Below are 23,779 nucleotides of genomic sequence, written 5' to 3' on the forward strand. Positions count from 1 at the left end.
ATCATGGAGGCTTTTTTATATTTTCATTTTTAAAAATTCTAAGATTCTTAATTCATACCAATAGTACTCATCTCGAAAAGACTTCACAAACCCCACGTGCCCACCATGTTTTGGCACTTCAAGAAATATATTTTCTTTTTCTTTTGCTAATTTAAAAGGATAGCTTTCCTTTGATAGAAATGGATCATCATAAGCATTTAGGATATAAAATGGTATTTTAATTTTTTCTAAATGGGCCAGAGGTGAGGCTTGAGAGCGATAATCCTCGCCATTTCGATAGCCATATAATGGAGCTGTTACATAGTCATCAAACTCATCAATATGTTTAATCTTTCTTACTTTATTTAGATCCACAGGAAGATCCATTACCTTGGCTTTTTCAATAACCTTCTTTCTCATTGAGTAGACAAATGCATGGCGATAGATAAATCGCGAAAATTCAGTTCTCAATTTCTTATTACTTGCATTTAAATCAAGTGGTGAGGAAAGAATAAAGGCACGATAGACTTTAGGATGAACGTTATCGCAATTTCTTCCTAAGTAATTTGTTGTAATCGCACCACCAAGACTAATTCCCATTAAAGAAACTTTCTCATAGTCATCAGCAATATTTTCAATTAAAAATTCGAGGTCTTTAAAGTCCTTGGCGTTATAAAACTTTTTCGTACGATTGAGTTTTCCTCCACAAGATCGCATATCCCATGAGATGACATCATAACCTTGGGCCGTAAACTTCTTCTTCATATCGATGATATAGCGATCTCGACCGTTGCCTTCTAGGCCATGACTAATGATAATGACATGATTTAATGGATTTTCTGCTTTGGAGACGTAATAGCGTAAGAAGTCTCCATCGGGAGTTGTTAAGGTACGAGTGAGGAGCTCATGTGGCTTCCCCCATCGGATAAAGAATGGAATCAATGTTTGAATATGGCCATTCTTAAGAGATTGATGACATTGATATTCAGATTGAATGACTGGCATATATAACCTCCATCAACTTATTATATACGAAATGTCTCAATAAAAAAAAGGAGGCATTGTGCCTCCTTTTTTTTATGAACTAAACTTTAACTTTCTTTTATTCTTGAAGTAGCTCTTTTGGAACCCCTCTAGGGATCGCGCTAAGAAGCTTCTTCGTGTATTCGTCTTTTGGATTATGGTAAACTTCTTCAGCTGGACCATATTCTACAATTTGACCTTTGTTCATAACACCAATTTCATCTGAGATATACTTAACAACAGATAGGTCGTGTGAAATGAAGATATATGTAAGACCTAGCTCATCTTGAAGGTCTTGAAGTAGGTTAAGTACTTGTGCCTGAACTGATACGTCTAGTGCTGATACCGACTCATCACAGATGATAAATTCTGGCTTAAGTGATAGGGCACGTGCGATACAAATTCTTTGACGTTGTCCACCAGAGAACTCGTGTGGGTAACGGTTAAGGTGATCACCTTTAAGACCAACTTTTTCAAGAAGGTCGGCCGCAACATCATATCTTTCTCTCTTTGTTGAACCAATACCGTGAATTACCATTGGCTCAGTAATGATATCACCAATAGTCATACGTGGATTAAGAGATGAGTATGGATCTTGGAAAATGATTTGCATTCTCTCTCTAATTTCTCTCATTTCTTTTTTATTTAAGTTTGTAACGTTAATTCCATCATAGATAACTTCACCAGCTGTTGGCTCCAGAAGTCTAAGAATTGAACGCCCAAGAGTAGTCTTTCCACAACCAGACTCACCAACAAGTCCTAGGGTACGACCTTTTCTAACCTGAAGACTTACATCATCAACGGCCTTGAACCAATCAACAGTACGCCCAAAGATTCCACCTTTAATTGGAAAGTGCTTATTGAAGTTTTTGATTTCAAGAAGTACTGGGTTTTCTGTTTCGCTAATTGCTCTTGGCTTCTTCATTTCAAGTGATGAAACATCAATATCTTCTTTTGCATTTAAGAAGTCATCAACAGTTAGAAGTCTAACTGGGTTTTCATCAAGACTTGGACGACAAGCTAGGAGACCTTTTGTATATGGGTGTTGTGGATTTTCAAATAGTGCTTTCGTAGTGTTTTGCTCAACAAGATCACCTCTAAACATTACGGCAACTTCATCTGCAATGTCTGCAATAACAGCAAGGTCGTGAGTAATGAATAGCATACTCATTCCGTGCTTTCTTTGTAGATCAAACATTAGTTCAAGAACTTGCTTTTGGATTGTAACGTCAAGAGCTGTTGTAGGCTCATCACAAATTAGAAGTTCTGGCTCACATGCCATTGCCATTGCAATCATTACACGTTGCTTTTGACCACCTGACATTTGGTGAGGATATTTATTTACTGATTCTTTAGGCTCAGGAATACCAACTTCTTCATATAATTCGATTGTTCTCTTGCGAGCTTCTTCTTTATTCATCCCTTGGTGAAGCATTAGTACTTCATCAATTTGGTTACCAGTTGTAAAAACTGGGTTTAATGAAGTCATAGGCTCTTGGAAGATCATTGCGATCTTATTTCCACGAAGTTGTCTAAGTCTTTCATTTGAAACTTTTGTTAGGTCTTCACCATGATAAAGGATTTCACCTTCGCTGATACGACCTGGAGGATTAGGGATTAGGCCCATGATTGCAAGGGAAGTAACAGATTTACCAGACCCTGACTCACCAACAAGTCCAACAGTTTTTCCTTTTGGAATTGATAGGTTGAGGCTTTTGACGGCCTTTACTGATTCATCTTCAGTTTGAAATTCAACTGTTAGGTTCTTAATTTCAAGCAACTTTTCTGCCATAACATCTCACTTTCTGATATTTAATAAGTATTTATATAATGTATTCTTATTGAACTCTTAATACTAACTTAAATTTCTACCACTTCCGACACATAATTTCACGACTTAATTCATCAAAAACTCTGATTTAATTACGTATATTTAAGTACTTAGAAGTCGACGTATAGACGATTTTCTTTAGTTAGTAGCTCTTGCGATGCGACAATCTGCTCAGAGTACTTAATGAGGTCTTCTTTATTTAGACCCTTTGCGAAAAAAGGTTCACCGTAATTGATGTAGATATGACCAAATGGCTTTGGAAGCTTCGTCTTATCCCAGCTTTTTTCAAAGCAGATATGTCTACTGGAAACACATTGAATTGGAAGTATTGGTATTTCACATTCGTGACTAACGTGAACTATTCCTCGTTTTGGTTTGTGGCGAGGTCCTCGCGGCCCATCCACCGTAATTGCAGCGCAAAGACTAGTTTGCGAAATTTGACTGATCATGGACTCGAGGGCCTGGGCACCGCCTCGTGATGAACTTCCTCGCGTTGGAGTAAAGCCTAATTTCATAACGGTATCTGCTGCAAGTGTTCCATCTTTTGATTTCGAGGCCATGACAATCATGCCTGTATCAATCTCACTAATTACACTTGTAGGATAGTGTTCATGCCAAGCAGCGAGAGCATAATTGCCATGCTTGCTCATGCTCTTGGCCTTTTCAAGATTTTCTTTATTTAAGACAGTTATCTTAGAAGTCAGTCTGACAAATCGTAAATACCAAGAGACTAACGTCGGAACTAATTTAAGTAGGAATTTCATTCGCAAATTATAGGTAAAAAGCTCGACTTCGTAAATATGAAGGTGTTCTGACTAAATTTTTACCAATGAATTACCATCTTTTAACTTAATTAAGATGAGCGTCATTCATCTATCGACTATGATCAATATAGAAAGAGTTCTCGACTGAATCGCTCGGGAGCTGCTAGTTCGACGCTGACCATGAAGGAGGTGTTATGGCAGGATTACGTGAGATTAAAAAACAACGAACAAGAGAAATGATTCTAAAAAACTCAATGGAATTATTTACTCAAAAAGGGGTCGATGAAGTAGGAATGCGAGAATTGGCCCAGGTGTGTGGATTGGGAATTGGAACTTACTATAATTACTTTAAGTCGAAAGAAGACGTTATCTTTAGTTTATTTCGAGAGAATCTGAACGCGGCAATTACTCAACGGCCATTCAAGGTTGATGAGTCGATGTCAAATGCAGATAACCTCACAGCAAATTACAAAGAGGTCTTCCAAGAGTTAATGATTCATAAGAATATAGCGGATGAATTCTTGTCTTTGGCATACAACACAAAGAATGTCTCAGATAAGGACTCAGTTGGAGCACGATTAACTCCTCAGATTATTGATCTCTATTGGGGATGGGTTCAACCGCTTTTTAGAAGTGCAGGAATAATTATTCGAACAGAAGAAGAGGAAGGTTTTAGAAGAATGCTTTGGCATCACTTCCTATCAAGCTTTCATGCTTACACTTCTTCATTTGGTGCAGAAGAAAGTATTGATTATATACGTTTCACTTCTCGACACCTTTTAGGTGGACTAGGTTCTAGCTCAGCTAGTTCAGAGGCTAGCGCAAACTCAAGTCAAGGCTTTGGTTCAGGTTCGAATACAGGTAACTTTTAGCGATTCAGATTTTCTTAAAGGGGGCCACAAGCTCCCTTTTCATTTTTTCTTAACTCCTCACCATTCGAATTAAACCGATAAACTCCTTATGAACAAATCAAAGTGGATAATATTACTGATAATACTTTTCTCGTGTATTCAAGAAACTCCAGAGCTACGTGAAAGGGCACCTGCCAGCTTCTATTCCTATAAAGTTATTACTTATGGAAATAACTCAATAGAATGTCGAGGCTATCTGGATGAAGATGATGCTGTGGGGACTCTACTGGAGACAATTCCTCTTAGCTATAATGGTCAGGCTCCATTGCGTATATGCGGAGAAAATATCGAAGATATTGAAAGTGGGGTGAATAACTATTAAACACTGAACAAAATCAGTTTTGGCACAGTGGTTGCAACATAATATTCCAAACAAACAAATGAGAACGAGATTCAGCTAGTTAACTATCTCAAGCTGAACAAGTTTTAGACAACTGTTTAAGGAATGTTATGAAACAACAAACTTTTAAGTACTTAGTGACTACTTTATTAACAACAGTGGCTTTCTCTTATAGTGGGCCAGTGTTTAAGCTTAATAAGAAGAGTGTCCCAAAAGACCTAGTCCCTAATATTGAAAGATTCCTATCTAATGTTGATGAGAAAGTTCCGGCCACGGTTCGCGATGCCATTGGTGAAGCAGTTGAAATTACCTTTACGAAATTTAAAGAGAATGAAGCCTTTTCAAAATTTCCTACAAATCGTTGTGATGATGCAGCTGGGATTAAGTATGGAAAAGTAAGTTTCTTTAATCGCGATGAAATAAAAATATCTTCTCTATTTATAAACGAAATTATCAACAATGAAGAAGACACAGTTCAATTTAACTGTGGTCATCGAAATTATCTTCGTAAGGCCCAGGCAACTATTCTACATGAACTTGCCCACCTCTATGACTTAAAATATGTCAGAACGGACGAGCATAAATCAAAGGCACGTATTTGTGAAAGAGAAAAAGAAGATCGCAATCATGTGTCTTCAGAATGTCGTGCTGTACTTTCACAAGAGAGAAATAGAAAGTCGATTAGTGGACTACATTCATTTTTTAAATTAGCAAATTGGAAGAAGGGATTCTTTAAAAAGAAAACAAAGAATCTTTCAAATAAGAGATCAGCAGACTCGTACGAATATGAAAATCTAGACGAGCATAATGCTGTTAATTTTGAATTCTTTTTAATGGATAAGGACTATAAGTGTAAAAGACCAAGTTATTATAAGTTCTATAGTGAGTTATTAAATCACAGGCCATTTGAAGATAATAATTGTGAAATCTATTCTAAGATTGTTTTAGACGATCTTAAAACAGTAAGAGATATAAACCCAGATCGTGTTTATCGTGTTGATTACTTACTTGCTTCAAAAGGTGACTCTGTAATTTCTGGTTTTGGTCACTCAATGTTTAGAATTGTTCTTTGTGCTCCTTTTAGAAAGAAGGTCGATGAGAACTGTTTAAAAGATAAATTATACCATGTTGTTCTATCTTATCGTGCCAATGTTTCAGATATTAAAAGTGACATGTTAAAAGGTGTCTTTGGTGGATATGATTCAGTATTATTTATGCTTTCATTTCCAGAAGTACTTAATGAGTACAATGGTGGAGAGTTAAGAGACCTAATTAGCCAACCTATCTATTTATCAAAAGAAGAGAAACGTGACTTTATCTATAAAGTTCTAGAAACATATTGGGAGTACGAAGGTGATTATAAGTTTATCACTAACAATTGTGCTTCAGAATCAAATGAATTATTTCAAGCAGCTTTCCCTAGTAGTGACTTTGCACATGAAAGAGTAATTCTGCCTTACTCTCTATTAGATAAGTTTACTGAAAGTAAGTTTTCAAATGAGGAAGATTTAGATGACCTTGAAAAGGCCCAAGAGCAAGGAATGTTCTTTCCAAGTGATATCGACCTTTTAAAGCATGTTAAGAAGTCATTATTTGGAATGGAAGAATCTGACTACAAAGTATATCGCAGAAGAGTTGGTCCTCAGCACCACCACCGCTATAAAAAGATTAAGCGTGAAAAGTTTATTAAAGACATCTTAGAAGAATTTGATGTTGATCGCTTATTTGAAAAATATGAAGAGTTAAAACTTGCTGGCGAAACTAGAGATGTTGAGCAAGGTTTAAAGAATCTTTCAATTCTAACAGGCGCAATCTTTAAGATTAAGCAAGCTTATATTGATGAAGAAGTTGGTAACTTCTTAGATAAGAATATGGAAGAAGAGACTGAGCTTGGAAAAAGAATTAACAGATGGAATGAGCTTCGTAAATCAACAAGAGTTAAACCAAATGACCATGATTATGGAATTCCACTAGTTGTTAAGGACTCAGACTTTGAACGTCACAATACAAAGGCCCACGAATTAGAAGAGATGGAGAACCAGTTATTAGAAGATGTTAAAGCAAACTATGAAGATGAAGTACAAGATTTAGCAAGAGTACTAGATTTAATTAGAAATATAAGAAACGAATCACGAATTATGTCAATGAAGATTTATTCAAACCAATAATTTAACAAATACAAAAAACAAAAAAGGAGAACAAAATGAAAAAAATGACAGCAACAGCACTACTTACACTAATCGCACTTCAAGCAAACGCAGTTGAAATGAGAGATGCATCTCTTGGTGCTTCTTCAAAAGTTTCAGAAGCTATTTATGATGCAGGAAAAAGTGCTACAGATGAAACAGTTAAAGTAGCTGACTTTACAGGTGAGCAATTAGAAGCTTTTATTTCTAAGAATCTACAGTCATCTTACAGAGCTTCAGAAACGATCGCTAAACAGATCGTTAAGCTATCAGAAGTATCTAAGCCAGCTTTCCGTTTAACAGGTAAAGGTCTTGCAATGGTATTTGAAGTATCTGGAGATGCAACGAAAGCAGGTCTCGATGTTTCAAAGAAAATCTATATTTTTCTTGAGCCAACTCTTGAGCAAACTGGTGAATTCTTAATGGAAATCATCGAGCTTGCATTTGAAGGAACATCAGAAGCATCTGAACTAATTACTGATATTAATAGATTCCTATCAGAGGTTTTTGAAAAGCCACTAGATATTACAACAATGACTTTAGAAGAGATTGCAAAGCTAGTTGAAAAAGCAAGTGAGCAGTCAACTAAGGTTTCTGAGTTCTTACTAGGTGCTGAAAATCTTGAAAAAGGTATTGAGTATACTGGAGAAGGAATTTCTCTAACTTCTAACGGAATTGGAGCAGCATTTTACCTAGTTTCTCAAGCGACAACTGGTATCTCTCAATTATTTGATTTCAACAGAAAAGAAAGAGAGCAGATTGAGCAAATGGTTGAAAGAGGTGATGTTGAAGGTCTAGCAGGTCTTCGTGATCTAATCAGACACAATATCAACGAAAATATCGCAAATGGTGAAGATCTTAATGCGCTACTTGATGACAATGCAGTTGATGCTTATATCAAGCTTAAGCTTACAGTTCCTAACTTAGAAGAAAATCTTAAACAAGTATACGGAATTAAATAATCATTCCTATTGGGGGGCCATTTTTTTGGTCCCCATTTATAAAACAAAATAACAAAACATACATATACACAGAGAGGATAGAAATGAAAAAGATGACAGCAGCAGCATTGCTTACATTAATAGCACTACAAGCAAACGCAGTTGAAATGAGAGATGCATCTCTAGGTGCTTCTTCAAAAGTATCGGAGGCATTATATGATGCCGGAAAAAGTTCAATTGATAAAACAGTTGAAGTCGCAGATATTACTGGTGAACAACTTGAAGCTTTAATTTCAAAGAGTCTTCAGTCTTCTTACCGTACATCTGAACAAATTGCTAAACAAGTTATTAAAATATCTGAAGTTTCAAAACCAGTATTCCGTTTCACTGCCGATGGAATTGCGATGGTTTTTGAAGTATCTGGAGATGCTACAAAAGCTGGTCTTCAAGCTTCAAGAAAAATCTATATTTTCCTAGAGCCAAGCTTAGAGAAAACTGGTGAGCTTCTAGATCATATCCTAGACCTTGCTTATCAAGGTACAACAGAAGGATCAGAGCTACTGACAAATATTAATGAATTCTTATCAAGAGTATTAGAGAAGCCTATTGATATTACATCGATGGCAACAGAAGAAGTTGCAAAGCTATTGTCAAAGGCAACACGTCTTTCACGAATTGAGAGAATCGTAGAACTAGCTTTAGAAGCGACGACAAAAGGATCAGAGCTTTTAACGGACTTAAATGAATTCCTTTCAAAAGTACTCGAGAAGCCAATTGATATTTCTTCAATGGCAACAGAAGAGGCACTTGAACTTATTGCTAAGGCCAGTGAAGAATCTTCTGAACTAACAACATTCCTAGTTGGTGCTGACAATCTTGAAAAAGGTACACAGTATACTGGAAAAGGTATCTCGTTAACTTCAGACGGTATTGGTGCAGCTTTCTACCTAGTTTCACAAGCAACAACAGGAATCTCTCACTTATTTGATTTTAATAGAAAAGAAAGAGAACAAATTGAACAAATGGTTGAAAGAGGTGATGTTGAAGGTCTTGCGGGGCTACGTGATCTTATCAGAAATATGATTAATGAAAATGTTGTTAATGGAGAAGACTTAAATGCTCTTCTTGGAGATAGAGAAATTGATGCCTATATTAATTTAAAACTTTCTGTTCCTAATTTAGATGAGGAATTGGAGAGAATTAATGAAGGACATATTGAATTTGTTAAATAAAACTTTATTCTCATAATAGAGGAGAGCCTAGCAAATGCTAGGCTTTCTTATTTTATAATTGAAATTCTCTGTGCATGTATTCAAAACCTTTTCCATCATATCGATTAAAGCATCCATATACTTGTCCATTTGATATCCAAGGATTTGAGTCTAAATCCACTCCTGCAAAGTCGTAAAGTCTACGCTTGGGCCAGAGTGTTCTGACACGATCTAATTCACTTAATTTATAAAAATATAGGTTTTGCATATTCCTTGAAATAAGGAATCCGCCAGAAATAATGGCCTTTGGCATATGTAGTGCTTCTCTATTTTGACGAATTGGAACAACTCTTTGTTGATTCATATTTTCGTCTAAGATAACCAGTCCTTCATAGGCCCTCTTCTTTGTTGAGAAGTTGTAAGTAACATTATCGAGCATCACAAAAAGTCTTCCATTATAAGTATCAATTCCTGTTGCTGTTGATACTTGTCCTCTTTCGTGAGGTAGGTCAAATTGATGATTTGATTCGATGCTATTTCCAAGAAGGTCAATCTTTATTAGGCCAAGTGAGCCGTGAGCGATAAAGAGTTTATCATTGAGTATTGCCATATCTTGAGCCGTTTGATGCTTCTTTGTCATTTGCTGATCGGTAGTTGGAAAACTTGTGACGAATTCATAGTCACCGAGACGGTGGACAAAAACATAGTCTGGAGTAAGGATATAGATCTTATCATCGTATTCTCTTACTGACCGTATTTCATATTTTGAAAAGATCAATCTAATTTGATCTTCTTCAAATTTATAGAGAAAAGCTCCTTTGTAGATATAGTAGTTATCACCATTCTTATAGTGACCAGTATCGCCTTTCTTTGATTTACAGAATTGATCAAGGCTTGCTTGGGCCGATACCGAGCTTATAAAAATAGCTAATACCAATAGAAATTGCTTCATTTTGAACTCCCTAAGTTTTGTTGAATATAATAATTATCGAGTGCTATATGCCATTCGTCAAAAAGCATGACATGCCATGATGAAGCGTGTTAGAAATGGATTATGTTAGACAGAATCTTTATCGAAATTTCAAATATTTGCAATTTGCAGTGCTCATTCTGTCCAGTGGTGGAACGCGATAATAAAGTCATGGGCCCTGAGGATTTTGAAAAGGTTCTAAAGCAAGCAAAGCCTTTGGCGAAACAAGTATGTCTTCATTTAATGGGGGAGCCACTGGCCCATCCTAACTTTGTTAAAATGATGGAGATATGTGAAGAAAATAACGTACCTGTTCAGATAACGACTAATGGTGTGGTGATTGCCAATCGAAAAGAGATCCTTCTAAAAAGCAAGGTTCTTAGGCAAATAAATTTTTCAATACAAAGTTATAAAGATAATTTCCCCAATCGCGATTTCTACACTTACTTGCGTCCTATTCTCGATTTCTCTCGTGAGTTAAATGAAGTCTCACCTGAGACATATGTGAATTATCGACTTTGGAATCTCGGCCGAAATGAGCAGATTATGGAAGAAAATGAAGAAGTCTTCCAGATCCTTGAGCGCTTTTACGATATTGAAGTGAATCGTCGTACACAAGTTGAATCAATTAAAAGTAAGAGAATTTGGAATCGTGTCTATCTTCATTTTGATACGCATTTTGATTGGCCATCTTGGGATCTTCCAAATCAAGGTGAGATCGGCCGTTGCCATGCTCTTAAATCACATATTGGAATCCATGCTGACGGTACAGTCGTACCTTGTTGCCTGGATAAGGAATGTCAGATTCCACTTGGAAATGCATTTGAACAAGACCTTGCTGGTATATTAAAGTCTGACAGAGCAATTGCAATGAGAAAAGGCTTTGATAATAATAAGAGAGTTGAGGAGTTCTGTAAGCATTGTACTTATATCAATCGATTTCAAAAGTCCTAACTAATAATACTTTTTAATTTCTCAAGATTTGAAACCATCATCTTTCTATTTTTTATAGGAAAGTCTTTAAGTTTTACTGAGATCTTTTCTTGAACTTCTGACCAGACCTCATTGTAAAGTCCCTGGCCCTTAGTGCTTAAGCTTAATAGTGTTAGTCTTCCATCTTCAACTGACTTCTTCTTTGTAACAAGCCCTTCATCAACAAGAATATTGATAGTCTTTGTCATGGCCGGTTGGCTAATCCCATGATGTTCGGCCAATTCACCCACTGTCGTCAGTCCGCGACCGATATTTGATAAGGCCCTAAATTGGGGATAGGAAATACGTGGAGATGCCACGGCCTTAACTTCGTCTCTAATTGAGCGAACAATAAAGGGCATAATATCTAAAAGTATTCTTGAAAATGCTAAGTCTTTCACAAGCATATTATATACACGATAAAGCTGGTTAGTAAACGAAGGCAGCGACCACTATGGCCGCTGCGAAAAGGGTTTAATATTCGACTTCTAGATCAGAGTCATCGGACGTTGTCTCAGATCCAAGTGCAGATGATTCTTCTGACGAAGTATCTACACAATCATCAGTCGCCGAGCAATCAGTTGCTGGTGCATTATCAGAACTTTCATATTCTGTTGCTGTTTCAGTCTCACTTGTTGAGTCTGACCAATCTTCTTGTGCAAACGTTAAAGAAGTGTTGAACATCAAAGATAGGAGTAACAGTAGGCTAAGCTTTTTCATCATTAATTTCCTCATAAGTTATTAGTATATACTTAAGATATATACCTTATTTATATATCTAGGTTATATAATATTCCTGTCTCAAATTTCGCACAATAGAAAAATGCACTTCCTATGTAAATTTTTTGTCTTTATAATAAAATCTGATATTTAGTGAATCTCCTGGGGAGGGTAAAAATGTGGCATCCACCAAAAATTGAAACAAAACGACTTGAGCTTAGAGAAATTAGACTAAGTGACCAAGATGCCATTTTCGAATATGGCAAGAAGCCACATATATCAAAATACACCCTTTGGGAGCCTCATGAATCTGTCCAGGATAGTATCGACTTCATCGAAAAATATGCATTTTCAAATTACGAGCAAGGAGTTCCCGAGCCTTTTGCCATTACTTTAAAAGGTGAGGGAAAGTTGATTGGTTGTGTAGGATGCTTTTGGGTATCAACGAAGAATAAGAGTATGGAATTGGCCTATGTCCTAAATGATGAGTACTGGGGACAAGGGATTATTGTAGAAGCTGCCGATGCTGTTATTGAGTATTGCTTTGAGCACTTTGATATCGAGCGAATTCAATGCCGATGTAAGTCTGAAAACCTTGCAAGTGAGAGGGTTATGCAAAAGCTTGGAATGACCTATGAGGGAACATTAAGACGTGAGATTTATCATCGCAATAAGTTTTGGGATATGAAATATTACTCAATTCTTAGAGATTAAAAGTAGAAAGCTGTCTCTAAAGTCGCGTAGGTATGATCTTTTGCTCCTTCAAATTGAGCGCTATAATAATTCACTTTTAAAGTTAGACGAAATGATTGTAGGAGAAGGTGAAATCCTGCATCGGCCTTATAATAGATATCTTTCATATCCTCGCTGGCAATTACATAAGTAGAATCTTGCTTCTTTGAGCCTTGTAAAATGGCATTGAAGTAATTATTTACAACAGATCCATTTGTAAAGAATTCAAGAAAACCAAGATGGATGGCCATCTTAAGGCCAAGTTCTACATCTCTAAGAAGCCCACCCGTGTGCCCTTGTAGCCAGGGAGAGAATTCAAAAACGGGACCTCGATTAATTTTTATAATCTTAAACTCACCATTATAAAATGTTTGATTACTTGTTTGATTTTGCCATCCATTTACTTCTGATGATGGCGTCATTCGATGAAAGAGATTCTGAAGTGATCCGGCCTTTGCATCTGGGCCTTGTTTTCCATACCAGAGATCGGCCCTTAGATAATAGCTATTATTGACGTGGCTAAACCCAAAGATTCCATAGAGTAATCCTGTATATGGATGGTCTCCTTCAACAACAGCTGTGCTCAGAGTTGCTTCTGGAGTGAAGATCTTGTGGGCAACTCCAAGACGAAACTTTGTTAACGAGCTTTGACCACCAAATCTTCTTTTATACATAAGTTCAATTCCATTGGAGTAGTACTTATCTGTTTCAAAGGCAGCATCATTATCAAATTTAATAGAAAGCTCATTGGCGCGCTTACTTTGGGCCAAAGATAAAGGAGAAATTAAGAATAGTATTGATATTAATAATACTTTCACTAAAAAAGTTTATCATTAATCAAATGTTCAAAAAATTAGTCGGAATTATTGTTCTAGTTATCGGACCTTATTACTCGACTAATGCCTTTGCTTGGGCTTTAAGTTGAACAGATGCTGATGTATAGCCACCATCTCCTCCATCTATAAAGTGAATATGACCTCCATCATCGATTGTTTCAACTAAGCAAGTCATGAGAGCAGTATCTGATAGGTGAGTTCCGTAGATGATAGTTCCTTTTTGATATTGCTCTTCTAAATAAGTCTTGATTGATTCGATTTGATCATTAGAACAATCAAGAACTAGCCTAATCATGTCATCAAACTTCTTATAATCACTATGGCTTCCCATTTGATTGCGATAATTTTCGACATTTGGGTAGTTTTTAAACTTTCCCCATTTAAAAAGCACAATAGAAAAGAAGATATCTTTCAGTCGCTTAAAAGAAAGAGAAAATTTTGACTCTTCAATTAAGCAGCGAAGAAAACTTTTGTATGACATCTTTTCAAGATTCATTGGACCCGATTGAGCAATATCTTTGCCCATAATCTCATTAATTCTTTGAAGTATTTCTTTGTAATGATCTTCAACTCCAATTGATTCAATAAGTAGAGTTAAGATTTTACCTTTTTTACTAGGGATAGGGTTCCATCGACATGACAAATTACTTAAGTCAGAATCGGCAATAGGGTTACTATCTTTAAGTTGGTATTTATCATATTGGTCTTTAATAATACGGTCTGCTTCTTTGAGGCCACCGCCACTAAAGACTGCAATACTTTGATTGGGATTAATTCGATAGCGAGATATTTTTGTTTTAATATCTTTTTCAAGTAATTCTGAATTTAAAATCATTCCCACTCTAAGTTCTAAGCCAAATTTCTTTTTTGAAATATTCATTAATGCAATAAGCTCGCCTCTGACTTTTTCAATGGCTTCATTTGGCAAAACAACAGTTGCACCATCACCCCCAAAAACGAAAGGGAAGTTTAAGGTCTTTAATTTTGCCTGAATTGAGGAGATTGTTGCTGCACCAATAAGGTTTACGTCCTTATATTTTCCTGCTGCAACGGCCTTTGTCGAGCCTTTGACGTCTGTTACAATAATCGACCAATCACTTGGTAGATCGCGGTAGAATTGTCGATCAGTCATATTATTAAAATCAGTGATTACCGGTAATTTCTCATAGAAGTCAAAAGCCATAGAATATCCTTTAATTACAGTATTTTAACCTATCTAAAGAATTAACACACTATCATATTTACAAGCTATAAAATCTGCCTTCTGTGACATGATATAAATGAGCAAAGGAGAGATTATGAGGTACATATACTGCTTAATTATAAGCGTTCTATGTTCTAGTATTTATGCTGGTTCATTTACGTTAGAAAACCATGGTTATGTTAAATGGAATGTTTCTGTAAAGAAGAAAGCTGGAAGCATTTCAGTCGTTAGGAATGGAAGAACGGCAAAGATGGCAAAGTTAAGCATGGAAGAGAGAAAGCAGGTGGATGCAAGATTATTTTCTTTTTCTGACTTTGGACGTTTCAAAGAGTCTACAATGGGCTTTTCTTATTCTGATGAGAGATCACAAGAAAGTATCATAAAACAGATGACTAATGATTTCTACGTTGAGCTAATGGCAAAAATGCAAAATATTGAAGTAACATTTGAAGATACTTATCTTTCAAATATTAAGTGTGAAGAAACCGGATTTTTTAAAAAGGTTTTAAACTGTCATGCAAAATTTAAAAACGTTATTGAAGTGGACCTACAATAGGCTATGAACAGTCATCTTAAAAACAAAGTCATTGCTATTACCGGTACAACTGGAGGACTAGGAAAGGCCTTGAGTCTTGAATTAGAAAAGCGAGGAGCTAAGCTTGCATTAATGGACCTTGATGTCGAGCAAGTTAAAAAGCAGGCCAGTGAGCTCAACGCCTTAGGATTAGAAGTTGATATAACAGATTACGAATCGATTAAAAAGGCAATGGCCAAAGTTAACGATCATTACGGACAGATTGATATTGTTATTGCTAATGCTGGCATAACTCAAATGGCACCAATGACGACAACTGATGAAAGAGACTTCTCAAGAGTTATCGATATAAATTTAAATGGTTCATGGAGAACATTTAAGGCTGCACTTTCGTATATTGAAGAAAGCAAGGGCTACCTCGCTGCAATTTGCTCGATGGCCTCATTTGTTCATTGTCCTTTGCAGGCATCATATGCTGCTAGTAAGGCCGGAATGCTCGCTGTATGCAATAGTATTAGATTAGAAGTAAAACATCTCGGAGTCGATGTTGGAAGCTATCATCCAACTTTCTTTCCTTCTCCATTAATGGATAATGTAACGAGTGATCCCGTGGGGCACAAATTATGGGGGGGAAATAAAGAAGGCCCTTGGAAAATGATCACTGTTGAAGAAGTTGTGGATGAGATCTTAAATGGCCTCGAAGATCGAGCTGAGTTAGTTGTCATTCCTAAGCGCAAGACTTTAGTGGCAAAGGCGAGTGGCTTTTTTCGACGCTATATTGAAAAACGAGGCTTTAAAGGCAATGAAGTACAAGAGGCCATTGAATTAGCAAAGTCTCTATCTAATTAATTTCTGAAATCTGTTTGGCCATTTTCGTCTGTTTGATTAAGTATATAGACCGCTTCGGTGAGGCTCTGTGCACTTTTTAAAACCTCTGTATCGAGATTATCATTACTATTCATAATAAAGTTATCAATATCTTTTTTAAGGTTTCTAAAAAGTGGAATTAGGTTTTTCTCTATTTTATTTGAGTATTCAAAAGATGTTTCTTGTTTAACAAGGTCTTTAATTCTTGCATTTATAATTTCATGCTTAAAATAGAATCCTAGGACGACTTTCGTAAAGTAAATGATAAAGGAAATAAACATAATAATATGTGTTGTATCTGCAGTGACAAGAGAGAGAAGGCAAGCCGTTGTCGATAAAATATAAATATACTTCTCTCGAGTATTGGCCGCTAAGACTATTGTAAATAGAAGGCTACTCAATAGTAGAGAGAGTGAGACAGCAGACTCATGGCTGAAGTAATATTTAGATGAAAAAAGAATTTGTGCTATCAGCAGATAAAAGAAACTTACTTTCTGAATAGAGTAGTGATTCTTTGTCTTATAAAGATGAAAGGCAAAAACTAGAAAGTTTATAACGATTGCTAGGCCAGTATATGAGATATTTGAAATCGATGCATGGATATCAATTGTATAGAGCATATAGAATAAACAAATCGATAAGATGACTATAATCGAAGACTTCTTAAAGTTATTGAAAATTGGAATGTTGAAAATATCAACTTGATAGTCGAGTAGGTGGTCAACGTCATCGAAGTCTTCGTCTAAAAAATCTTCGATACGAGAGCTATTTTTAATTAGGCTTTCTTCTATTTTCTTTCGATCTTTAATCCCAGAAGAAAAGACATTTAATATATTATTGATGGGATTTAATAAGTTATGAGCGAAGTAGCTTTTGAGATTTAAAATATTCTTGTGGAATTCTTTTTTATGTAGAATTTCAGTAGCGTTATTTCTAAAAATAATCGATTGGATTGAACTCACAGTTGTAATGAATATGTGGAGAAATGTAATTAATACGAGATTGGGATCATCAAGCAAAAAATTATTAAAAGAAATAATAAGAAAGTGCAGGAGACAGTACTTTATATTTGTATGCTGAAGATGAAAGGCCAAAATAATAATGGCAGCAATATAACAAAAAGAGCTGACTGGAGTGTATCCCGCCAAACGTGGGTAAATAGTCCACATTAAACTTTCGACAACAACGGTGAAAAAAAAGAAGCCCGTTAAGTGGTTTTTAAAGTATTTCTTATGAAAACAAAATGCCATTAATAAATTAAATGGAATAAGAAGATTAAAGGCCTTTAAAAGGTGAGGCTCAATATTAAAATATGAGAAGGCAATATAGATGATAATCATCATCACTGCTGCCAAAACGTGCATTTGAAAGAACTCACGATATTTTTGATTCAAATGGAAGTAGTCTTTCGCTTGCATACTATTTAGTACACCCCTTAATAAATAATATTAATTATACAATATATCGTGTTTATTCACAGTGTGGTACGTGCTTTTTGTAATTTAAACAGGGTTATGACAAATATTTATGCAGTTTTTGTTACTTTGAAGACCCCTGATAGAGCGTGTATACAGCTTCAGGACGAGACGCGTATCGCAACTTTTTATACGCAATCTCGTACCTGATAGTGCTAAAGTATTGAAATGTTTTCAATTAAAATTGAAAGTCTCTTAGGGCCTCTTCTGTTAATGCTTCTTCACCAACAATACAAATCCCTGAGCATACATAAGTGTTGTATGAGCAGTGGGCCTCACTACTTACACGACGACAAATATAACCATCCATTTGACCTTTATTCTTATCACACCAAGAAATCATGGCCTCATAGGCTTCATGCTTTTTTCCCGATTTACCAATACCAACAACAGGTAGATTAAATGCTTGAGTGCTTAATGTTATTAAGATGAAAAATAAACCTAGAAATCTCATATCCCCTCCATATGATCTAATAGTGACTTTTTCACGAACATATCTTCTAAAGAAATGGTTAGTCTAGTTACTTTATTTGATGAATTGGAGGTTGAATGAAAAATAGGGCCTTATATAAAACTAGTACTCCCTGGGGTGTCGTGCGTCAAAAGTACCCCTAAGGGCAGTTTTGAAGCACAGATGAATGTGTCTTAAGAAATCATAGCTAGTCGTTGGGAAATATTAATTAATTGAAAGTTCGAATCCCCAGAAAAACAGTGTAATTCAGGTTTCGCGTACTGCTAAAGGTTTTCGATTGTTATATCACCGCTACCAGTATTCGCATTGATTATGTACTTTGAGTCATTGCTCTCCTGTACCTTGTTTTGAACTTTTCCGCTTGCAGAGTTTAGCTTTGACTTTATTTTTAAGCCTTGTGGAATCATGACAGATATAGCACCACTTCCTGACTCTAGTTTTGCCATGTGCGCCTTTCGTTGTGAATTAATGAGTTTGATATCTCCACTTCCAGATTCTAAGGTAGCGTTAGTAAATAGACCACTTGTCTTAATGTCTCCGCTACCAACTGATGCCTTTAGTGAATCCATTTGTGAATTTATTAGGTTGATATCGCCACTTCCTGACTTTAGGGTAGCATTGGCCATCAGACCTGAGATGGTAGTGTTTCCTGATCCAACAAGAGTCGATAGTATCACTTGCTTAGGCATTGTGATCGTAAAATTAACTTGGCAATTTGGACCTGATGAAAACCAACCAGAGTCTTTCCTCTTCTTTGCTTTAACTTTTACATTAACAATGTCATTACTTTGCTCAAGCTTTAGGTCACAGCCTTCTTCCCATTTCTTCTTTGTATAAGAGATTTTCACTGTGCTCTCATTTGTTCCTGTAACAGAAACATTACCACTAGAGTTCTCTAAAACGAGTTGTCCATTTGAAAGGTTGAAGCTTTCTGTTTGCGCAAGAAGCGTAGTACTTAAAAATAGTGAGGCAATAGTAATTAAATATTTCATTAGTTAATCCTTTCTTAGGTCGAGTGAATTTATTAATGAATGTTAATTATAATTATTTGGTTATATCTAAAAGAGGAGTGTAATAATTTTATGAGAGTCTTTGAAATGAGGTTGTGAAGAAAAGTAGGGGCCTAAAATATAAAAGGCCAGATCTAAGATCTGGCCTAATATAAAACTGGTACTCCCAAGGGGGGTGTAAGTTTTATATGTTATTTTAGTCAGTTATGCTTAATTAGCTGTCATTTAATTAAATTATTTTGATAATTACTAATTACTTTTGTCTTTTCTAGATTCTTACAACTTACTGAATTTGTAGAGTTTGCTACTAATGTTATCTTCAAATTTCTTTTGCATAATGGGATTAAAGTTTAGTTGTCTTGATACTGCAATAATAATACATGCATAAAGCGCTTCATTTATATTTCCAATATTAATTTGATTTAAAAATGGTTTATATCTGATATTTCCACCACTCTTTGTTTTATTTGTGTGAACTATGCAGTTTCTCATATCTGTCACAAGCTTACCCAGTTTTTCATCTTTTTTTGGCGTTGGAAGATTATCGTGTAGTACCTTTCTTAAGCTTTCAGTTGCATACTCATCTAAAAATAAATCGCAGTAATTTTTCACTGTTCCATTTTTTTGCGCCATTAATTGCTCTATACCGGCAAGGCTGATTAAGAAATGCTGCATACTGTTGGGCGACAGGCTGTTCCGGGAATAAGATACATCGTGTAGTAAGTTTAAATCATCAGTCTTGAGGCTATGCCAAGCTTCAAGTGTTTTTTGAAAATCACTTATAAAACGAATATGAATATTGTTGAATGGATAATTGTCATTAGAAATCATTGCTTCTCTAGATTTATCATTAATATAGAGTGATGTAAGTACATGTATTGTTAAATCTTCAGTGTGAAACTTTAATTCAATGATATTCACATACTTCATTAATATAAATGCAAAAAGAGATTTAACTTCATTTATATATGTTATGTAATTTTCAATATCATCTTTGTTTGATTTTAATTTTAAAGAAAATATATAATCGATTTCTTTTTTTAGGCCAAGCTCAAGGTTTTTATATTTTTGCTTTAATTCGTTTAGCTTTTCACTTAACTCTTTTTTAAAATCTTTATTGCTCGATATTAAATGAGTCTCAATGAAGTTGTCAGCAAAACTAGCAGTTGCAGTCATTGCTAAGTTTAAACTATAGTCTTTCATATCAGCACTAAGTATAGGTGAATCTTTGTATGGAGTATAATCAGTACCGTAGGGGGAGCAAAACTCTATGAGTGAGCTTAACTTAAAACTACACTTCTTTATTTTTAATGATTCCTCAACGTGACAACCAATTAAGAGTAACTTTGCGTAAATAGTTATATCAGATGATATGATTGGGGATTTCATATTTGGAGTATGATTAAAGCTAACGTCTACTAATGTTACTTTTCCAAGTTCTTCAACATGGCCAATGAGACTCTTTGAATTGTAGTTGATAGAAGAGATATCTGTAGTTAGTGTCGCTTTTATAGTAATCCCTTTGTCTGGGGTGTAGGATAGTCGACCAGTAAATCGTTTTTCGAGATTCCCGATATTATAGAAATAACCTACCCATTCATATGTTTTAGTATGGTTGTATTTTTTGCTCATGTGGCTCCAAGTTGTTTTTCTACGTTAGGGTGTTTATCTATTAATGAAACTGTTAACAAACTTCTTAAATTCGAGATATAACTGATTGTCTGTATTGTTTTCACCGGGGTGACTAATACCGTTATTACATCTTAGGTGTGCAATATCTTTCAGTATTCTTATGTCGTTCATTGATAGAACCTCTTTACCTAGATTTTCAATTAATATATTGATGTTGTAGTTCTTTTCAGCTTTAGAAGGGTATTTAGATTTGGAGTACTCTATTAATATATTGTAAAGATGATTTAGGCACTTGGAGTAATCCTTTCTTCTTTCTGCTAATGAGAGATATTTACATTGATGTACTAGACTAGGTATCGTATCGAATAATTCTTTAGGGGGGAGAAGTTTTATTGTATCTTCGTCTATGTACTCATTTGTTAAGCTTCTCTTCAGTAAACTGAGGTAACTAGACTCTTCTTTAATATTTAAAATTTTTGTTTTTAGGTTATCTGTTAACATATCGTTGATTAGTAAGTACTCTATGAAGTGATATATAGAATAGTCGATTATTTCCTTTGTTAAGCACTCTTCTATGAACTCAATTAAACTTTTAATAAATTCAGGATTTTTGTTGAAGAAATTTAAAATTTGCTTTGGAGCAACTAAGATATTCCTCCTGTTGATCGTTTCTACAGTGTTTTCTTGATCAAGAATAGTTTTGTATGTATCTTCCTTGTCCAGAATATTTTTTACATCTTTAAGGAAAAGCTTGTTAAGCAAAACCATGTCACTAGTTGAAATATCTTCTTTTTTATTAATTACTATTTCCTTAACTAGCTGGGAACTTTCGTTCACTATATCCCTATGGTTTAGGAGTTCATTAAATTCTAGTTTTAATTTTCCTTCACTGTTACTGACTATACTTGAAGTCTCTAAGAAGTTTACTAAGTCCTGAGAAGATGTAATATGTAAAATTTCACTTTTTTTACTGTTAATTTCTAAACCTAGCTCATTTGCAACAAAAAAAGAAATGTTTGCGATAAGAGGGTTTAGGTCCTCTTGTGAGAAGACTCCAGTTTGCGAAAGTATATAAATATCATCTACATATCTAAGGTACTTCCATTCTTTATCTGTTTTTGAAAGTAATTTGTAGACATAGTCGTCTAGTTTGTGAAGGAATGCATTCGCAATATAACTAGAAACAACATTTTGATTTGATACTGCAAGCCCTTTAGTGTCGTCCATTATTAAGTATAGAAAATCTAATATATCTGTTTCAAGCTTGTTATCAAGTTGCATCCTTTTTAGGGACTCTTTTGTGGAGTAATCCTTTATGGTTTTAATTAGCTTGCTGTGGTCAATTGAATAATAGAAGTTTTTAACATCAATCTTTACAACGAAAAAGTTGTTTCCGTCTGCGAAAATATCTTGTGTGTATTTCTTAAGACTATTTAAAAAATCATTGTAGTCCTCTTTGTAAGTTACTCTACTTTGTTTAATGTCATGATTATTAATTTCTGCACCATAGTATGTACTGACCTTGTTCTTAAAATCTAATGAGTTTGAAATATGGTCGAAGGTTGGCTTGATTAATTCTTGTATGTATAAACCCAGTGCAGAGTAGAGAACCAAGGATTCTCTTTCTTGGAAGTGAAAACATCTTGTACCATTTAACCCTTTAGCTACATTATATTCCTTAGCTTTTAAATATTCATGATTATTGTAAAAATTGTTATTTTGAACAAAGTTTTCATAGATAGAACTAGCACAGAGATTCGTTTTACAGTTTTTATATATTAGATATTCTATGTTGTTAAATGAACCTGCACCTGAATTTTGCTGAAGTTCTATTAGGTCAATTGCTCTTTGGATTCTATCGATTGTAAAAATTGTGTTTAACATTAATTCCCCCTTTATGCATAATTTTAACAGAGAAATGAACGTTGTTTATGGGGAATAAATATCCATTTCTTTATAGAAAGTTATTTAGAATGTATTTTTCACCTGTTTTTGAATCTTTTAGTAATTCAATATACCTTTGTGTTTGATTTATGGACTCGTGGCCCATTAGCCTTTGTATTATAGAGATGTCAGTAGCTTTTCTATAAAGCTCAGTAGCATAGTAAACTCGAAGCATATGAGGGGTTAGCTTTGTATTGGCTTTTGTTCCGTATTCTCTTAGAATTCTTGAAATACTATCTGATGATATGCTTAATTGCGGTATGTTGTTCTTATATGATGTTATTAAGAATTTTGTTTTATATGTTTTAATTTCGGATATATATTCTTTAATCTTATTCTTTAGTTCTTTAGATATAATTATTATTCTTTTTCTTTGTCCCTTACCATTTATCTGTATTATATTTTCATTTATATCTTCTAGTTGAATATTTCTTAATTCGCTTCGTCTTATTCCCGTATTAGCTAGTAAAGTTATAATGAGTTGATCTCTTTTTCCTATTTTTGTTCGTAAGTTTATACATTCGAGAATCTTTTTAATATCATTTTTTGTAGGGCATGATGTCTTCAATGCTCTTCTATCTATTTTGTATGGGCGAATTAATTTCACTGTATTATTTTGAATCAAGTTTGCTGTATACAAATAGTCAAAGAACTTTTTTATTGGTGCTATAGTTGCATTTAATGTGTTCGGTGAATAGTTTAGGGATTCAAGATATTGGATATATTTTTCAACTAGAATATGGTCGATTTGATGAATACTATTTATCTTATTTTCTACAGCCCATTCAAAAAACAGCTTAATTCTCTGTCTGTAGGTTCGTTTTGTTTGTTCTGCTCTTCTTGCTAAAAATGCATCGAAAACAACTTGGTAATTACTTATCGTGTTTGTCATTAGTTCGTATTTCATAGGCACCACCTTGTGATTAGTTTAGTTTAATAGTACTTTCGCAACAATGGGCCGCTGTAATTAATACTGAATTTTATCTTGTGGTTAATGCTCAAGAAAACTCATTACTTGTATTTTAAGTAAGTTATTGCTGACGAGAAAATACATGATGGTGTTACTTTATAGTATGCAAATCAATGTCGGATAATATCCATTATACGACGTTGAGGGCTATTTTTGGGTACATGGAGGGGGGGGGGGATGCTTTACTTTACATCCATGGATGTCCACATCATCATAAACACACTTTTGTTATGCGTATAGTCTTTGGTTTGTAT

General features: G+C 34.9%; 23 protein-coding genes. 9 read left to right on the forward strand and 14 right to left on the reverse strand.

All coding sequences use genetic code 11. The features are described from left to right. Positions 1–15 precede the first annotated feature (15 nt). The 3 genes from VCM44_RS10645 to VCM44_RS10655 all read right to left on the reverse strand — a co-directional run bounded on the left by VCM44_RS10645 (position 16) and on the right by VCM44_RS10655 (position 3,597). A complete protein-coding gene (locus VCM44_RS10645; RefSeq protein WP_120404148.1) occupies positions 16–984 on the reverse strand; it encodes a YheT family hydrolase in 969 nt (322 codons plus the stop codon). A 97-nt stretch (positions 985–1,081) separates the two neighbouring features. After that, positions 1,082–2,794, reverse strand: a complete 1,713-nt coding sequence (locus tag VCM44_RS10650) for an ABC transporter ATP-binding protein (RefSeq protein ID WP_115362010.1) — start codon at positions 2,792–2,794, stop codon at positions 1,082–1,084. A gap of 149 nt (positions 2,795–2,943) precedes the next feature. Next, positions 2,944–3,597, reverse strand: coding sequence for a lysophospholipid acyltransferase family protein (locus VCM44_RS10655; protein ID WP_115362009.1), 654 nt, complete (start codon positions 3,595–3,597; stop codon positions 2,944–2,946). A 194-nt stretch (positions 3,598–3,791) separates the two neighbouring features. On the opposite strand from VCM44_RS10655, the gene VCM44_RS10660 reads away from it, so the two are divergent. The 5 genes from VCM44_RS10660 to VCM44_RS10680 all read left to right on the forward strand — a co-directional run bounded on the left by VCM44_RS10660 (position 3,792) and on the right by VCM44_RS10680 (position 9,207). Next, positions 3,792–4,469 (forward strand): TetR/AcrR family transcriptional regulator, encoded by a 678-nt coding sequence (locus VCM44_RS10660; protein WP_115362008.1) that lies wholly within the window; start codon positions 3,792–3,794, stop codon positions 4,467–4,469. A gap of 88 nt (positions 4,470–4,557) precedes the next feature. Then, the gene (locus VCM44_RS10665; protein WP_115362007.1) at positions 4,558–4,830 is read left to right on the forward strand and encodes a hypothetical protein; all 273 of its coding nucleotides are present in this window, start codon (positions 4,558–4,560) and stop codon (positions 4,828–4,830) included. A 128-nt stretch (positions 4,831–4,958) separates the two neighbouring features. Then, on the forward strand, positions 4,959–7,016 hold the full coding sequence (locus VCM44_RS10670; protein ID WP_334678775.1) for a DUF7844 domain-containing protein: 2,058 nt from the start codon (positions 4,959–4,961) through the stop codon (positions 7,014–7,016). A 35-nt stretch (positions 7,017–7,051) separates the two neighbouring features. Further along, complete coding sequence (locus tag VCM44_RS10675) at positions 7,052–7,996, forward strand: hypothetical protein (protein ID WP_115362005.1); 945 nt, start codon at positions 7,052–7,054, stop codon at positions 7,994–7,996. A gap of 83 nt (positions 7,997–8,079) precedes the next feature. Next, positions 8,080–9,207: a hypothetical protein gene (locus VCM44_RS10680; RefSeq protein ID WP_334678776.1), complete on the forward strand. Its 1,128-nt coding sequence runs from the start codon at positions 8,080–8,082 to the stop codon at positions 9,205–9,207. A gap of 52 nt (positions 9,208–9,259) precedes the next feature. Here the strand turns inward: VCM44_RS10680 and VCM44_RS10685 are convergent, their stop codons facing one another. Next, positions 9,260–10,138 (reverse strand): hypothetical protein, encoded by an 879-nt coding sequence (locus VCM44_RS10685; protein ID WP_334678777.1) that lies wholly within the window; start codon positions 10,136–10,138, stop codon positions 9,260–9,262. 102 nt (positions 10,139–10,240) lie between these two features. Between VCM44_RS10685 and VCM44_RS10690 the strand changes: the two genes are divergently transcribed. Next, a complete protein-coding gene (locus tag VCM44_RS10690) occupies positions 10,241–11,110 on the forward strand; it encodes a radical SAM/SPASM domain-containing protein (RefSeq protein WP_120404153.1) in 870 nt (289 codons plus the stop codon). Here VCM44_RS10690 and VCM44_RS10695 read toward each other — a convergent pair. Together VCM44_RS10695 and VCM44_RS10700 are read right to left on the reverse strand one after the other, a co-directional pair. Beyond that, a complete protein-coding gene (locus VCM44_RS10695) occupies positions 11,107–11,529 on the reverse strand; it encodes a MarR family winged helix-turn-helix transcriptional regulator (RefSeq protein ID WP_158536871.1) in 423 nt (140 codons plus the stop codon). The two genes, VCM44_RS10690 and VCM44_RS10695, sit on opposite strands and share 4 nt — an antisense overlap. A 73-nt stretch (positions 11,530–11,602) precedes the next feature. Next, positions 11,603–11,848: a hypothetical protein gene (locus VCM44_RS10700; RefSeq protein WP_334678778.1), complete on the reverse strand. Its 246-nt coding sequence runs from the start codon at positions 11,846–11,848 to the stop codon at positions 11,603–11,605. A 177-nt stretch (positions 11,849–12,025) separates the two neighbouring features. Here VCM44_RS10700 and VCM44_RS10705 point away from each other — a divergent pair, with 177 nt between their 5' ends. Next, on the forward strand, positions 12,026–12,562 hold the full coding sequence (locus VCM44_RS10705; protein WP_115361999.1) for a GNAT family N-acetyltransferase: 537 nt from the start codon (positions 12,026–12,028) through the stop codon (positions 12,560–12,562). Here the strand turns inward: VCM44_RS10705 and VCM44_RS10710 are convergent. Both VCM44_RS10710 and VCM44_RS10715 read right to left on the reverse strand, forming a co-directional pair. Next, on the reverse strand, positions 12,559–13,398 hold the full coding sequence (locus tag VCM44_RS10710; RefSeq protein WP_115361997.1) for a lipid A-modifier LpxR family protein: 840 nt from the start codon (positions 13,396–13,398) through the stop codon (positions 12,559–12,561). The genes VCM44_RS10705 and VCM44_RS10710 overlap by 4 nt on opposite strands. A 70-nt stretch (positions 13,399–13,468) precedes the next feature. Then, positions 13,469–14,599, reverse strand: a complete 1,131-nt coding sequence (locus tag VCM44_RS10715; RefSeq protein WP_115361995.1) for a DUF3095 family protein — start codon at positions 14,597–14,599, stop codon at positions 13,469–13,471. A gap of 115 nt (positions 14,600–14,714) precedes the next feature. Between VCM44_RS10715 and VCM44_RS10720 the strand changes: the two genes are divergently transcribed. Both VCM44_RS10720 and VCM44_RS10725 read left to right on the forward strand, forming a co-directional pair. Beyond that, a complete protein-coding gene (locus VCM44_RS10720) occupies positions 14,715–15,176 on the forward strand; it encodes a hypothetical protein (RefSeq protein ID WP_115361993.1) in 462 nt (153 codons plus the stop codon). 3 nt (positions 15,177–15,179) lie between these two features. Further along, positions 15,180–16,004 (forward strand): SDR family NAD(P)-dependent oxidoreductase, encoded by an 825-nt coding sequence (locus VCM44_RS10725; RefSeq protein ID WP_334678779.1) that lies wholly within the window; start codon positions 15,180–15,182, stop codon positions 16,002–16,004. Here the strand turns inward: VCM44_RS10725 and VCM44_RS10730 are convergent. From VCM44_RS10730 to VCM44_RS10755, 6 genes are all read right to left on the reverse strand, one after another. Continuing rightward, a complete protein-coding gene (locus VCM44_RS10730; RefSeq protein ID WP_334678780.1) occupies positions 16,001–17,440 on the reverse strand; it encodes a hypothetical protein in 1,440 nt (479 codons plus the stop codon). The two genes, VCM44_RS10725 and VCM44_RS10730, sit on opposite strands and share 4 nt — an antisense overlap. Positions 17,441–17,675: 235 nt before the next feature. Next, entirely contained in the window at positions 17,676–17,951 is a 276-nt protein-coding gene (locus VCM44_RS10735; RefSeq protein WP_120404156.1) for a hypothetical protein, read from the reverse strand. Between the two features lie 281 nt (positions 17,952–18,232). Beyond that, positions 18,233–18,961 (reverse strand): DUF4097 family beta strand repeat-containing protein, encoded by a 729-nt coding sequence (locus VCM44_RS10740; RefSeq protein ID WP_334678781.1) that lies wholly within the window; start codon positions 18,959–18,961, stop codon positions 18,233–18,235. 294 nt (positions 18,962–19,255) lie between these two features. Continuing rightward, positions 19,256–20,611, reverse strand: coding sequence for a hypothetical protein (locus tag VCM44_RS10745; protein ID WP_334678782.1), 1,356 nt, complete (start codon positions 20,609–20,611; stop codon positions 19,256–19,258). Between the two features lie 33 nt (positions 20,612–20,644). Beyond that, complete coding sequence (locus VCM44_RS10750) at positions 20,645–22,495, reverse strand: reverse transcriptase domain-containing protein (RefSeq protein WP_334678783.1); 1,851 nt, start codon at positions 22,493–22,495, stop codon at positions 20,645–20,647. Positions 22,496–22,565: 70 nt separating this feature from the next. Continuing rightward, positions 22,566–23,462 (reverse strand): tyrosine-type recombinase/integrase, encoded by an 897-nt coding sequence (locus VCM44_RS10755; protein WP_334678784.1) that lies wholly within the window; start codon positions 23,460–23,462, stop codon positions 22,566–22,568. Positions 23,463–23,779 lie beyond the last annotated feature (317 nt).

Origin of the sequence: Halobacteriovorax sp. DPLXC-1, assembly GCF_036903125.1 — a bacterium.
GTDB classification, from domain to species: domain Bacteria; phylum Bdellovibrionota; class Bacteriovoracia; order Bacteriovoracales; family Bacteriovoracaceae; genus Halobacteriovorax_A; species Halobacteriovorax_A vibrionivorans.

Excerpts from the sequence above, each read along its gene's own strand:
- VCM44_RS10735 (WP_120404156.1), bottom strand. The coding sequence starts at position 17,951 with ATGAGATTTCTAGGTTTATTTTTCATCTTAATAACATTAAGCACTCAA.
- VCM44_RS10715 (WP_115361995.1), bottom strand. The coding sequence starts at position 14,599 with ATGGCTTTTGACTTCTATGAGAAATTACCGGTAATCACTGATTTTAAT.
- VCM44_RS10665 (WP_115362007.1), top strand. The coding sequence starts at position 4,558 with ATGAACAAATCAAAGTGGATAATATTACTGATAATACTTTTCTCGTGT.
- VCM44_RS10730 (WP_334678780.1), bottom strand. The coding sequence starts at position 17,440 with ATGCAAGCGAAAGACTACTTCCATTTGAATCAAAAATATCGTGAGTTC.
- VCM44_RS10650 (WP_115362010.1), bottom strand. The coding sequence starts at position 2,794 with ATGGCAGAAAAGTTGCTTGAAATTAAGAACCTAACAGTTGAATTTCAA.
- VCM44_RS10690 (WP_120404153.1), top strand. The coding sequence starts at position 10,241 with ATGTTAGACAGAATCTTTATCGAAATTTCAAATATTTGCAATTTGCAG.
- VCM44_RS10670 (WP_334678775.1), top strand. The coding sequence starts at position 4,959 with ATGAAACAACAAACTTTTAAGTACTTAGTGACTACTTTATTAACAACA.
- VCM44_RS10685 (WP_334678777.1), bottom strand. The coding sequence starts at position 10,138 with ATGAAGCAATTTCTATTGGTATTAGCTATTTTTATAAGCTCGGTATCG.
- VCM44_RS10740 (WP_334678781.1), bottom strand. The coding sequence starts at position 18,961 with ATGAAATATTTAATTACTATTGCCTCACTATTTTTAAGTACTACGCTT.
- VCM44_RS10750 (WP_334678783.1), bottom strand. The coding sequence starts at position 22,495 with ATGTTAAACACAATTTTTACAATCGATAGAATCCAAAGAGCAATTGAC.
- VCM44_RS10645 (WP_120404148.1), bottom strand. The coding sequence starts at position 984 with ATGCCAGTCATTCAATCTGAATATCAATGTCATCAATCTCTTAAGAAT.
- VCM44_RS10720 (WP_115361993.1), top strand. The coding sequence starts at position 14,715 with ATGAGGTACATATACTGCTTAATTATAAGCGTTCTATGTTCTAGTATT.
- VCM44_RS10660 (WP_115362008.1), top strand. The coding sequence starts at position 3,792 with ATGGCAGGATTACGTGAGATTAAAAAACAACGAACAAGAGAAATGATT.
- VCM44_RS10675 (WP_115362005.1), top strand. The coding sequence starts at position 7,052 with ATGAAAAAAATGACAGCAACAGCACTACTTACACTAATCGCACTTCAA.
- VCM44_RS10700 (WP_334678778.1), bottom strand. The coding sequence starts at position 11,848 with ATGAAAAAGCTTAGCCTACTGTTACTCCTATCTTTGATGTTCAACACT.
- VCM44_RS10705 (WP_115361999.1), top strand. The coding sequence starts at position 12,026 with ATGTGGCATCCACCAAAAATTGAAACAAAACGACTTGAGCTTAGAGAA.
- VCM44_RS10655 (WP_115362009.1), bottom strand. The coding sequence starts at position 3,597 with ATGAAATTCCTACTTAAATTAGTTCCGACGTTAGTCTCTTGGTATTTA.
- VCM44_RS10725 (WP_334678779.1), top strand. The coding sequence starts at position 15,180 with ATGAACAGTCATCTTAAAAACAAAGTCATTGCTATTACCGGTACAACT.
- VCM44_RS10755 (WP_334678784.1), bottom strand. The coding sequence starts at position 23,462 with ATGAAATACGAACTAATGACAAACACGATAAGTAATTACCAAGTTGTT.
- VCM44_RS10745 (WP_334678782.1), bottom strand. The coding sequence starts at position 20,611 with ATGAGCAAAAAATACAACCATACTAAAACATATGAATGGGTAGGTTAT.
- VCM44_RS10680 (WP_334678776.1), top strand. The coding sequence starts at position 8,080 with ATGAAAAAGATGACAGCAGCAGCATTGCTTACATTAATAGCACTACAA.